The organism is Aeromonas sp., from assembly GCF_050633025.1.
Classification (GTDB): Bacteria; Pseudomonadota; Gammaproteobacteria; order Enterobacterales; family Aeromonadaceae; genus Aeromonas.
In genome coordinates, this window is record NZ_JBODRQ010000113.1 from 1 (window position 1) to 10,679 (window position 10,679).

The 10,679-nt window shown below is 56.8% G+C and carries 7 protein-coding genes and 1 pseudogene; 5 read left to right on the forward strand and 3 right to left on the reverse strand.

The features are described 5' to 3' along the window. Positions 1-311: pseudogene (locus ACRAUW_RS13965) on the forward strand (hypothetical protein); the annotation flags it as partial. 64 nt (positions 312-375) lie between these two features. Here ACRAUW_RS13965 and uvrD read toward each other — a convergent pair. The 3 genes from uvrD to ACRAUW_RS13980 all read right to left on the reverse strand — a co-directional run bounded on the left by uvrD (position 376) and on the right by ACRAUW_RS13980 (position 5,016). Further along, on the reverse strand, positions 376-2,547 hold the full coding sequence (uvrD, locus tag ACRAUW_RS13970) for a DNA helicase II (protein WP_431362755.1): 2,172 nt from the start codon (positions 2,545-2,547) through the stop codon (positions 376-378). Positions 2,548-2,615: 68 nt separating this feature from the next. After that, positions 2,616-3,017 (reverse strand): hypothetical protein, encoded by a 402-nt coding sequence (locus tag ACRAUW_RS13975; protein ID WP_127904540.1) that lies wholly within the window; start codon positions 3,015-3,017, stop codon positions 2,616-2,618. A gap of 64 nt (positions 3,018-3,081) precedes the next feature. Then, a complete protein-coding gene (locus ACRAUW_RS13980; RefSeq protein WP_431362756.1) occupies positions 3,082-5,016 on the reverse strand; it encodes a hypothetical protein in 1,935 nt (644 codons plus the stop codon). Positions 5,017-5,624: 608 nt separating this feature from the next. Here ACRAUW_RS13980 and ACRAUW_RS13985 point away from each other — a divergent pair. From ACRAUW_RS13985 to ACRAUW_RS14000, 4 genes are all read left to right on the forward strand, one after another. After that, positions 5,625-6,623: a BMP family lipoprotein gene (locus tag ACRAUW_RS13985; protein WP_431362757.1), complete on the forward strand. Its 999-nt coding sequence runs from the start codon at positions 5,625-5,627 to the stop codon at positions 6,621-6,623. Between the two features lie 85 nt (positions 6,624-6,708). Further along, positions 6,709-8,274 (forward strand): ABC transporter ATP-binding protein, encoded by a 1,566-nt coding sequence (locus ACRAUW_RS13990; protein ID WP_075116180.1) that lies wholly within the window; start codon positions 6,709-6,711, stop codon positions 8,272-8,274. After that, the gene (locus ACRAUW_RS13995; RefSeq protein ID WP_005340798.1) at positions 8,274-9,392 is read left to right on the forward strand and encodes an ABC transporter permease; all 1,119 of its coding nucleotides are present in this window, start codon (positions 8,274-8,276) and stop codon (positions 9,390-9,392) included. Before ACRAUW_RS13990 ends, ACRAUW_RS13995 begins: the two co-directional genes overlap by 1 nt. Positions 9,393-9,394: 2 nt before the next feature. Next, complete coding sequence (locus ACRAUW_RS14000) at positions 9,395-10,360, forward strand: ABC transporter permease (protein WP_431362758.1); 966 nt, start codon at positions 9,395-9,397, stop codon at positions 10,358-10,360. Positions 10,361-10,679: the final 319 nt, after the last annotated feature.

Consider the following 10,679-nt stretch of genomic DNA (forward strand, 5'->3'; position numbering starts at 1 on the left):
CTGGAATAAATAAGGTTGTATATATTGAACCTTATGAAAAAAGTCTTGCAATGAAACTTCATGATGATGCTATATCAGATATAGATGAAGTAGGTAAGGTGATTTTCATGCCATTTGAAGGCGTATCTCCTAATAGGTTTGAGAAGTTTTTTAAATCAAATGGTGCAAGAAAGGATAATAATGGTCGTGTTATTCATAATCATGTAAATGATTTGTATCATGTCGATACTCAATATTTAGATAGTTATCATGCATATGAAGCTAAGGTAGCAGCGATGCTTGCAGGGATGTTTGAAAATATCGACGCCTAAGTCATATTGTGACCTAAAACAGCTCCGAACTTATAACTAGTTCGGAGCTGTTTTGTTAGGCAATTTAAAGCGTCTCCAATCTCGCATACGCCGTTACCAGCCACTTGGCACCGACGTCGTCGAACTGGATCTGCACCCGGCTCTGCTGACCGACCCCTTCGAAGTTGAGTACTACCCCTTCGCCGAATTTTGGATGGAGCACCCGCTGGCCGAGCTTGATGCCGCTGGCGTCGAAGCTCTGCTGCACCTCGTTCTGGCTAAAGCGGCCGTACTGGGTGGGGCGGCTGACCTGAGTGCGCAGCCGGATCTCTTCCAGACACTCGGCGGGCATCTCGCGGATAAAGCGGCTCGGCTTGTGGAACATCTCGCGGCCGTAGATACGGCGGCTCTCGGCATAACAGATGTAGAGTTTCTCCATGGCGCGGGTCATGCCGACGTAACAGAGACGGCGCTCCTCCTCCAGCCGGCCCGACTCCTCGGTGGATTGCTGGCTGGGGAACATGCCCTCTTCGACGCCGACCAGCAGCACCAGCGGGAACTCCAGCCCCTTGGCGCTGTGCAGGGTCATCAGCTGCACCGCATCGGCATATTCGTCGGCCTGATTCTCGCCGGATTCCAGCGCCGCGTGGGCGAGGAAGGCGGAGAGATCGCTCATATCTTCCAGCTCGTCCGGGCGCTGGTACTGGCGGCAGGCGGTGACCAGTTCGTCCAGGTTCTCTACCCGCGCCTGGGATTTCTCGCCTTTTTCCGCCAGATACATCGCCTTGAGGCCGGAGTTCTGGATGGAGATATCCGCCTGCTGGTGCAGCGGCAGCATGGCGACCTGCTCCTCCAGCGCGTCGATCAGCTCGACAAAGCCGCGCACCGCGTTGCCGGCGCGACCGGTCAGCACCTTGTCATTGAGCAGCGCCTTGGCCGATTGCCACAGGTTGAGCCCCTGATCGCGGGCGTTGCCGCGCAGGATCTCGAGGGTGCGATCGCCGATGCCGCGGGTCGGGGTGTTGACCACCCGCTCGAAGCTGGCGTCGTCGCCCCGGTTGTTGATAAGCCGCAGGTAGGCCATGGCGTCCTTGATCTCTTGCCGCTCGAAGAAGCGCAGGCCGCCGTAGATGCGATACGGCATGGCGTCCTGCATCAGCGCCTCTTCCAGCACCCGTGACTGGGCGTTGGAGCGATAGAGGATGGCGCAGTCGGCCAACAGGCCGCCCTTTTCCTTCCAATCCTTGAGACGGCCGACCACGAAGCGCGCTTCGTCCACCTCGTTGAAGGCGGCGTAGAGCGAAATCGGCTCCCCCTCGGCCCCTTCGGTCCACAGCTCCTTGCCAAGGCGCTCGGCGTTGTTGGCGATGACGCTGTTGGCGGCTTTGAGGATATTGGCGGTGGAGCGGTAGTTCTGCTCGAGGCGGATGGTCTCGGCTCCCTGATAGTCGGTCAGGAAGCGCTGGATGTTCTCGATCTTGGCGCCGCGCCAGCCGTAGATGGACTGGTCATCGTCGCCGACGATCATCACCTTGCCGCTGTTGCCCGCCAGCATCCGCAGCCAGGCGTACTGGATGCCGTTGGTATCCTGAAACTCGTCCACCAGGATGTTCTGGAAGCGGTCGCGGTAGTGCTCGAGGATGTGCGGCTTGTTGAGCCACAGCTCGTGGGCACGCAGCAGCAGCTCGGCAAAGTCCACCAGACCGGAGCGATCGCAGGTCTCCTGATAGGTCTTGTAGATCTGCTGATAGGTGCGGGTGACGGGATCGCCGTAGAGGTCGATGTCGCCGGGGCGCAGCCCCTCGTCCTTCTTGCCGTTGATGTAGCTCATCACGGCGCGCGGGGCCCAGTGCTTCTCGTCGAGGTTGAGCGCCTTGAGCACCCGGCGGATCAGCCGGTACTGGTCGTCGGAGTCGAGGATCTGGAAATCCTGCGGCAGCCCCGCATCCAGATGGTGGGCCCGCAGCAGGCGGTGGGCGATGCCGTGGAAGGTGCCGATCCACATGCCGCGCTGCATGCTGCCTAACACTTTTTCGACCCGGCCGCGCATCTCGGCCGCCGCCTTGTTGGTAAAGGTGACCGCGATGATGGAGAAGGGTGAACAGCGTTCCACCTGCATCAGCCAGGCAATACGGTGCACCAGCACCCGGGTCTTGCCCGAACCGGCACCGGCCAGCACCAGCAGATTGCTACGGGGCGCCGCAACGGCATCTCTTTGCTTGTCGTTGAGCCCGTCGAGCAGGGTTGAAACGTCCATCACCACTCCTGTTTATTTATACAGGTGGGGATTATACGGCCTGAGCGGCCAGAGACCAACCAGCAGGATCAACGAAGGGGGCGGTGATAATCTCGATATTGGCCCAACACATCGCCAGAAAAGCTCAATAACATGGCGCGTGGGGAATCCAGCACTTGATGAACGGGATCAAAACGAAGGGTAGTTGCGTGCAAACGGCCTTCAGGTAAGGTCACTTCCGTGTCTCCCATTATGAGCTGGCCATCTTGATAATGCCCATGCTGGAAGTGCACGATGACGTCATTTACCATCAAAGAGCCTTGCTTCAGCTGCAATGACTCACGCTGCATTTCTCGCAACGCAAAGAGAGTGGACAATGAGGGACGCCCGTTGGGCATCCATTGCACATATTCACGGGTGGTTAATTGATATTGCAATTGACCCTGACGATCGAAGACACGCTCCCGATAATCCTTGTAGCGTGCCAACATACCGGTAGCTTGCGCCGTCGGTATCAGCAAAAAGAGCGCCCCCAGCAGGAGCGCTCTGCATTGTTTACAGCTGATCGGCACAGCTGACCTTGTTTCCATCCAGATCGGTACAAGATACAAAGACCTTGTCAAAGGTCGAACCGGTCAGCGGCGTCATCTGAGTTGACCAGTCATAGCTCACTCCCTTGGCATAAATGGTAGTGTGGCTGTTTTGAGCTTCTTGCATCCAGCCGATGTACTTCAGTGCACCACGACCGTTTTGGGCAAGTGCCTTGAACTCGTCGCTTGAGATAAGGCACATGGGTTCCCCGATTGCTTTGGACAGTTCGGAGTCTCGTGTACCCACATCGCCATTACATGCGCCAGTCACCTTGATGGTCATATCGCCGCGATCCAGCATTTCGTCAAAGAACGGGATGACGTTGATGTTGAACTTGATGCCTACCTCTTTGGGTTCCCAGAACATACCGGTATTGAAGTACTTGATCTTGCTATTTTTCCACTCAACAGTGGGCACTTTGCCCAAGAAATGATCCGCCAGTTTTGTGAGAAGGGTGGTGTTGGCGGCGATCTCGTCCTGGGTCAAAGAGTCGTCCAGCTTGCCCTGATCGATGGTCAGTGCGATGCCCACCGCATCCTTCAGCTGAGCCTTGGCCTTACCCAGACGCATCTTGGCGTCGTCGGTCAGACGGAAGAAATCTGCATGGTTCACCAGGTAGTCCGGTTCGATATCCACCGGGCTGAACTGGGTCTGGAAGGTGCTGGAGCTCTCTTCATAAGTGGTATGGAGTGGTTGCTCCAGTCCCCAGCTTTGCTTGATATGCATGCGAGGCAAAGTTACTTCTTCGTTCTGGGTCGCATAGGCATTATCCGGGCCGTATTGGTAGGACGCGGCGATATTGAGTGCCGATGCCATCGCCATGGCGGAGGCGCGCAGGGCCTTTGCTCCATTGAAGTTGAGGGTGATGGCATCGTTCTCACCATAGCGCGCGTTGTACTCCGGGTCCTGGATATCGGCCAAGGTCGCAGCGACCTTGTCCATGCTGTCGGCATAGGCACCCATCAGCTTGGCTACATCATGTGTATATCCTTTGCCACCCTTGAGAGCCACGGAGGGATAGTGTGGCGTGTGGATGATGACATCGATCACTTTGGCCAGGTTGGTGCTGTAATTCACGCCCATTTCAGAGGAGGTAAAGCCCAAGCGTTCTGCAACAACAGGGTCATTGGTCACTTCAAGCATGGCCAGCGCAGCCAGCACGATCTGGCGGTCAATCTTGCCATTATCTGTGGTTTCAGCCAGCAGAGTGTCTTTGTACTCCTTGAGTTTTTCTTCAACGTTAAGGGTTTTCAGGTCGGTCAGTGCTTGTAAATCCGAGAGCACCTTGTTGACTGCAACTGATTGACCATTAATCACTGCCAGCGAGGCATTTATATGTGCTGCGGCTGCTGTTGTATCAACCACTTTTTTGTCGATCTGAGCCTGTTTCAGGGCTTCATTCAGGCTGGTATTAAAAGCGTCATCGCTGTCAAAGCGCAGGGTATTGCCCAGCTTGACCACATCCTCTGTTTTCAGAGTAATCCCGTTACTTGCATCGCTGTCTGCATCCATGGTCTGCAGCAGGGCGGCGATACGAATGGCGCGATCTTTGTCACCCTTTTCGGCAATGGTGTATGGGGTCACCAGGGTCTGACCCTTTTTAACCTGAGTTTCCCCAAGGGAGATTGAGCCCAGTTTGAAGGTACAGGTGTCACCGTCATTAAAGAGGAACTGACCTTGCGGGTTCGTGACGTCCGAGTAATTGCCGCAGGTGTAGTTCAAACCGTCGACCGCACTATCAATAAAGGTGGCGGTCAACGCTGGTTTAGTGGCGTCCCCCCCATTGCCACCGTTATTGCCATTATTTGTGCTGGCACCATCGCCACCACCACCACAACCTGCCAGCGCCAAGCTGGATAACGCCGTCACAACCGATAAAGCCAGAACATTTTTTTTCATTTTTATTTTCCTGAAACAACGATGCATATACCACCTGAACCAGGCTGAGGAAGCCAGATAGGAGAGAGTGGCATGGATTGACACGCAGCACTCAATTGACATCAGCGATAGCCGCATTTGAGCCCGCGCGGTAAGCATCATACAGGGGCTCATATGGTTTTCAACTTGATATGGATCCCGCCTATTGCTGAATTTTGAGATAGCCGAAGGTTCGGATGTATGAATGATTGCTATAACGACCAGAGTGGGAAGGAGATGGGGCGATACCTTTGACCGCAAAATAGGTGAGCGTTGTTTTGCGAGCCGGATCACGAGCTTACAGGAGGGCAGGATAAATAACTTTGGCAAACGATTTACAGTAACTCTCTGAGCGATAAGGAAAATGTCGTTTGGAACCTTTTGATATCAGCATAAATAACTAAAAAATAGCTAAAAAACAACTGGTTATAAATATATTTGCTTAAAATTCAAACCGTTAACGCAAACGTTTTTCCATTATCATTTGCTTGACCCGCATCGGGGCTGTCTTAGAGTAACCCTGCGTGCTAGTTAACCTGCTTTGACAGGCAAGCAAGTTCCCTCACTTAATAACAATCAAGGATACGATCGTGACTAAAGTGCTCAAGCTGGCCACCGTGGCCTCCCTCACTCTCGCTGCTTTCTCTGCTCAGGCTGCTTCCGAGCCAGCCGTCATTTATGACACCGCGGGCAAGTATGACAAATCATTCAACGAAGCCGTGTTCCGTAACGGCGTCGAGCTCTACAACAAGGACAAGGGCGTCAAGGTCAAAGAGTTTGAACCCCAGAACGAAGCCCAGCGCGAGCAGGGTCTGCGTCGTCTGGCCAGCCGTGGCAACGGCCCGATCGTGGCGGTCGGCTTCAACATGGGTTCTGCGGTAGAGAAGGTTGCGACCGAATTCCCGAAAACCCAGTTCACCATCATCGACATGGTGGTCGACAAGCCGAACGTCCAGTCCGTCATCTTCAAGGAGCATGAAGGTTCCTTCCTGGTGGGCGCGCTGGCTGCCATCGCTTCCAAGAGCGGCAAGGTCGGCTTCGTGGGCGGCATGGATATCCCGCTGATCCGCAAATTCCAGTGCGGTTACGAGCAGGGTGCCAAGTTCGTCAATCCGAAGATCGAAGTGTTCCAGAACATGGCGGGCTCTACCCCGGCCGCGTTTGCTGACCCGGCCAAAGGTGCCGAGCTGGCCAAGTCCCAGTTCGCCAAGGGTGCTGACGTGGTTTACGCCGCAGCCGGCGGTACCGGTATCGGTGTCTATCAGGCAGCCAAGGACAGCGGCAAGTTCGCCATCGGTGTGGATTCCAACCAGAACCACCTGCAACCGGGCACCATGCTGACCTCCATGGTCAAGTCTGTGGGTCTGGCTGCCTACCAGACCTGGGATGACGCTGCCAAAGGCGAGTGGAAGCCGGGTATCAAGAACCTGGGTCTGGCCGAAGGCGGTGTGGATTGGGCGCTCGACAAGCACAACGAGAAGCTGATCACCCCGGAAATGAAAGCCAAGGTGGATGCCATCAAGGCTGAAATCATCGCTGGCAAGGTCAAGGTTCATGACTACATGAGCGATAACACCTGCAAATACTAATTAGATAGTTGCTACGACTCTCAACGCACCACCGGCCCGCACGGGCCGGTTTTTAGTCTTATTTCATGAAACGCAGGGCTGCATCATGGACCAGACAGATCGCTATGCCATCGAATTAAGAGGTATCGATAAGCGGTTCGGCGAAGTGTACGCCAACAAGCTGATCGACCTTAAGGTTCGAAAAGGCAGTATCCACGGCATTGTCGGCGAAAATGGCGCCGGTAAGTCCACCCTGATGAGCATCATTTATGGTTTCTACCATGCCGACAAAGGCGAGATGCTGATCGACGGGAATCCTTTCAAACCCCATGGCTCACAAGATGCGATTGCCGCAGGCGTGGGCATGGTTCACCAGCACTTCATGCTGGTCAACAACTTCACCGTATTGGAAAACGTCATCCTCGGCGCTGAGAACGGCTGGCACCTTCAGCAGAGCGTGGCGTCAGCCGAAAAGCTGCTTGGCGAACTGGCGCGGGATTATGGCCTCGACGTGCCGCTGCACGAGAAGGTCGAAGATCTGCCGGTTGGCTTGCAACAGCGGGTCGAAATTCTCAAGGCGCTCTATCGCGGCGCCCGCATCCTGATCCTCGACGAGCCGACCGGGGTACTGACCCCGCAAGAGGCGGATCACCTGTTCGAGGTGCTGAAAAAGCTGCGGGATCAGGGGGCGACCATCATCCTTATCACCCACAAGCTGCGGGAGATCCTGGCCATTACCGATCAGGTCTCCATCATGCGCCGTGGTGAGATGGTGGCACACGTCGCCACCAAGGATACCGACAAGGAGCAGCTGGCCGAACTGATGGTGGGCCGCAAGGTGCGCCTCAAGGTCGACAAGGGGCCAACCCAGCCCGGTGAAGCCAAGCTGAAGATCGAAGGCCTCAGCTACTTCGACGCCAGCAAGGTGGAGCGGGTCAAATCGGTCAGCTTCGAGGTGCGGGCCGGTGAAGTGGTCGGCATCGCCGGGGTCTCCGGCAACGGTCAGTCCGAACTGCTCAGTCTGCTTGGCGGTATTCTCAAGCCGAGCAAGGGCAGCTTCACCATCAGCAGTCGCAGCGGCGTGCACAAGGTGAGCGCGGAGCACCCGGCCGATCCCGAGCTGGTGCGCAACTACGGCCTCGGTCATGTGCCGGAAGATCGCCACAAGATGGGGCTGATCAACCGCTTCGAGGCGAAAGAGGCCTTCATTCTCGGTTATCACCGCCGCCCGCAATACAACAAGGGGTGGCTGCAGAACAAGGAGGCGATCCAGCAGGATTGTCAGGCCAAGATGGAGAAGTGGGACGTGCGCCCGCCCCATCCCGATCACAAGACCGCCAACTTCTCCGGTGGCAACCAGCAGAAGCTGGTGATCGCCCGTGAAGTTGAGCAGGACCCGGATGTGCTGTTGATCGGCCAGCCGACCCGCGGGGTCGACATCGGCGCCATCGAGTATATCCACCAGCAGATCATCGCCATGCGCGACAAGGGCAAGGCTGTCTTGCTGGTCTCGGTGGAGCTGGACGAGATCATGAGCCTCGCTGACCGGATCCTGGTCATTGCCGACGGTCGCATCGTCGGCGAGCTGGATGGTGCCAAGGCGGATGAGCGCACCATTGGTCTGATGATGGCGAACATAGTGCCGGACGAAGTTGCCAAGGAGGCCCACTGATGAGCCAAGTACGTATTCCTGCCTGGGTCTCCGTAGGCGTCTTGTCTGCGGTCAACATCCTGCTGGCCTTCCTGGTGTCGGCCATTCTGTTCTACTACCTCGACATCAACCCGGTCGATGCCGCCAAGATCATGTGGTACGGCGCGTTCGGCACAGGTGAAGGGGTCGGCTTTACCCTCTACTACGCAACCGGCTTTATCTTTACCGGTCTGTCGGTGGCGGTCGCCTTCCACGCCGGTCTGTTCAATATCGGTGGTGAAGGTCAGGCCTATATCGGCGGTCTCGGTGTCGGTCTGGTCTGTCTGATGCTCGGCGATGTGCTGCCGTTTGCCCTGCTGTTGCCGCTCTCCATCATTGCCGGTGGTCTGTTCGGTGCTGCCTGGGCCTTTATTCCGGCCTGGCTGCAAGCCAAGCGCGGCAGCCATATCGTGATCACCACCATCATGTTCAACTTCATCGCCGCCTCGCTGATGGCCTATCTGCTGGTGGAGGTGTTCAAGCCGCCCGGCTCGATGGCGACCGAGAGCAAGGTGTTTGCCGAGGCAAGCTGGCTGCCCAAGATGAGCGGGCTGGCGAGCCTGTTCGGGATGGAGATCCCCAACAGCCCCCTTAACATCAGCTTCTTCTGGGCGCTGATCTGTGCGGCGCTGGTGTGGGTCTTTATCTGGCACACCCGCTGGGGTTACGAGATCCGCTCGGTCGGCGCCAGCCAAAGCGCCTCCGCCTACGCCGGTATCTCCTATCCCAAGGTGGTGATCCTGGCGATGGTCATCTCCGGCATGCTGTCGGGCTTCTTTGCTCTCAACGTACTGCAGGGTGAGCTGCACCAGATCAAGCTCAACTTCGTGGAAGGGTTCGGCTTCACCGGTATCGCGGTGGCGCTGATGGGGCGCAACCATCCGGTCGGCGTCATCATCGCCAGCCTGCTGTTCGGTTTCCTCTATCAGGGGGGCGCCGAGCTCAGCTTCGAGTTCGGTGTCGACCGCAACATCGTGGTGGTGTTGCAGGGTCTGGTGATCCTGTTCTGTGGCGCCCTTGAGCACATGATGCGTCCGCGCATCGAGCAGCTCTATCTGGCGTTTGCCAACCGCTCAGCCGCGCAAGCTAAAGGAGTCTGATCATGTTTGAAATTCTGATCCTGATGCTGGATGCGACCATTCGTACCGCGCCGCCCCTCATTCTGGCCGCCATGGCCGGTATGTTCTGCGAGCGCTCCGGAGTGGTCAACATCGCGCTGGAAGGCAAACTGCTGGCGGCGGCGTTCGCCAGTGGTGCGGCGGCTGCGGTCTCCGGTTCTGCCTGGATAGGTCTGGGTGCCGGGGTGGGTGTCTCCATCCTGTTTGCCCTGATGCACGGCTTTGCCACCATCACCCACCGGGGTGATCAGGTGGTGAGCGGCATGGCCATCAACATTCTGGCGGCCGGTCTGACCGTTACCCTGGGCCGTTACTGGTTCGATCAGGGTGGCCAGACCCCGGCGCTCTCCGGTGATGCCCGTTTCGCCCCCATTGATCTGCCCTATGCCAAGGAGCTGTGGGATGTGCCGGTGATTGGCCAGCTCTACAGCGAGCTGTTGAGCGGCCACTCTCTGCTGGAGTACGTGGCGTTCGCCTGCGTACCGCTGGCCTGGTGGGTGATGTTCCGTACCCGCTTTGGTCTGCGTCTGCGGGCGGTGGGCGAGGCGCCCGCAGCGGTCGATACCGCCGGTATCTCTGTGGTGCGGATGCGCTACACCGCGCTCCTCATCGGCGGCCTGCTGGCCGGTATCGGTGGCACCTATCTGGCGGTGGCCCAGACGGCCCAGTTCATCCCCAACATGAGTGCGGGCAAGGGCTTTATGGCACTGGCGGCGCTGGTGTTCGGCAAGTGGCGTCCCTGGAATGCCATGGCAGCCTGTCTGCTGTTCGGCTTCCTCGATGCGGTCGCCATCCGCCTGCAAGGGGTCAGCATCAGTGGCTTCGCCATTCCGGTGCAGGCCATCGAGGCACTGCCCTACATCCTGACCGTGTTCCTGCTGGCTGGCTTTATCGGCCGTGCGGTGGCGCCGAAGGCACTTGGTACACCTTATGTGAAGGAGCGGGAGTAGCGCTCTTTATCGCGATACTCCTACCCACGCAAGTAGCAGCAGGTCCACTTCGGTGGGCCTGTTTTTATTTGCGTGGAGACGGAAAAATCGGCGGCAACCAACATGCTCTTGAGGTCAAAACGATGATTAAACCGTAACTCATGCTGAACTATATCCCTGATGCCAAGTGGGCTCACTATTTCACATCAGGGACTTGTTAGCACCATTCTTAGCATTCCACCCTAACTATATGAATATCGACACCTTCATATTTATTGATCATATCTGTAGTGGTCAACTAAATCCGGACACTTGGTTAGGCCGTTCTTCGGCTTTTGCT